Source organism: Methanobrevibacter sp., assembly GCF_045541095.1.
In the GTDB taxonomy this organism is placed as follows: domain Archaea; phylum Methanobacteriota; class Methanobacteria; order Methanobacteriales; family Methanobacteriaceae; genus Methanocatella.
In genome coordinates this window covers 1-2,100 of the sequence record NZ_JAZQIJ010000197.1, presented here as the reverse complement: position 1 = coordinate 2,100, position 2,100 = coordinate 1, and the positions used below count along the sequence as shown (strand labels likewise).

Annotated in this window: 1 protein-coding gene; it reads right to left on the bottom strand. The window is 38.1% G+C overall.

Features of this window, described 5'->3' with window-relative positions:
• Window positions 1-235: 235 nt before the first annotated feature.
• Window positions 236-1,825, bottom strand: a complete 1,590-nt coding sequence (locus ACKI2P_RS08225) for a hypothetical protein (protein WP_407376722.1) — start codon at window positions 1,823-1,825, stop codon at window positions 236-238.
• Window positions 1,826-2,100: the final 275 nt, after the last annotated feature.

Genomic DNA, 2,100 nt, shown 5'->3' with positions numbered 1-2,100 from the left:
TAAAGTTTTTCGAATGTAAGTGCTCACTTCTAGGGTAATATTATTAAAAAAAGATTATAGTAAGTATTTTGTGTCTTTAGAAAATTTTTAGAATTTGTTGATAAATGTTATTCGTTTTGCGCATATTACTCTTAAATTGCTCAGCTTAAAGCTGAAAATGAATATATGAAAAATCAGTTAAAAAATAATTTGAAGTTTAATATTTAAAAATAAAATAGGAAAGAATCAATCTTTCCTAACCTTTAAAAGGGTTTGAACTATCGTATTTTTGACCGTTTACTGAAATTGAATAGTTACCATATTCAATATTGCCTGTTACGGTTAGAGATGAAACTTCACTGTCACCAGTCAATGTCCATGTTGAACCTTCGCCAACATTAATGGTAGTGTTTCCGGTAGAGTTTATTGCACCTTTGAACTCGGTGCTTTTCATGGTCCAGTTAAGGGAGCTTATAGAATCGACAACAATGTTTCCATCTATTTTTTCATTGTTTGTATTTAGCTCAGCCACTCCTCCGTTGGAGCCTGTTGTTCCCCACTGGTTCTGACCTGCTATTTCTAAAAATGTTCCGCTACCGAAACTGAGCTCAGTACTGTCCAAATCAATTACGCAAGCAGTATTTGTTACATGAAACATCGGTGCATCCTTATACACTGAGGAGTCGGAAGCTATTGACAGTTTGGAATTTTTAGCAGTAAAGAGTGATGTTCCAACATCAGCATCACCACTCATGCTTTGGTAGATGAAAACTCCTCCCAAATCAACATAACTGTCGCCGTCCTTTCTGTTACCTTCTGCATAACCTGTAAGGTCTGAGTTTGTAACTTCAATGGAATTTTTACCTTCGATACATGCAATCTGAGACACGTATGCAGTACCTTTTGAGTTGTCGACAGTAATGTTTCCGGTTGAATAGATTAAAGGAGAGCCTCTGCCGCTGGTTTTGCTTACGCCTGTGTTGATGTCTGAGTTTTTAACGTGAACTTCTCCTTCTCCACGGTCTGTTGCAAGTGCAGCACAGCTTTGGCCGTCAGTATTGATGATTACGTTTTCAGCATTTATTATTCCTTTGTAGGTCGCATCAAGTCCTCTTGACTTGTCTGAGTGGGTTGTTATTTTAACGTTTTTGATAGTGGCCTGTGTATTGCCGCTGACATCACTTGCACCTGATGGGTCTGCCCCACCGTTTCCAGGAGCCTGTCCTCCTTCACCAGATCCTTCGCCTGAAGGCATTTCAGGAGGCTGGCCTCCGCCTCCATCTTGTTGGTTTCCAGTTGCTTCAGGAGGCTGACTTCCATTTCCTCCCTGTGAGCCTTCGCCGTTTCCGGTTGCTTCAGGAGGTTGTCCTCCACCTTGGGAAGCACCATCACCTGATGAGTTTCCACCACTTGATGAGGTTGAAGCTTCAGAGTTGGTTACAAAAATACCGTTGGATCCTTTGGAATTGGTATTGATTTCCACATTTGAAATGTCCAGGGTACCATTGGTATTCACTAAAATAGCTGAATTGACTCCGTAAAAGTCTGCATCGTCACCTGAAGTGGCTGTGTCTCCTGTTTTGTTGATGATAGCATCTTTCAATGACAATTTACCGTTATTGGTTACTAAAATAGAATTCAAATCACTGGTACTGGATGAAATAAATCCTTTCTCTTTTGATTCATCACTGCCGTTTACTACAATATTTCCCATATCTTCAAGTGCACTTGCATCGACATTGACAGACGCATTTCCCGAGGAGGTATTTGTGTTTGTCAGTGCAAATGCACCGATGCCTATTATAACAATAATTGCAATTGCTGCAATCAGATACTTTCTGTTCATAAAATTAGTAACTCGTATGTTATATTTAATGATTAGCATATTTATCTTAAATAATGCAAGAATACCACGACCTCTTTTAGGTCGTGGATGAATTGTAAGTTGGGTGTACTATCTTTTTTAATTAATTTTATTGTGTTTATTTTTATTTAATATATTTGGAGACTATTTTAGGTCTATGTATTTTTTGTTCAGTGTACTCTCTTTTTTTTGTGTGGGATTTGTAATATTTGCTTTGAGTTGTGAAAATTGTTCTGGGTTTGAAAAATTGTTTTCAG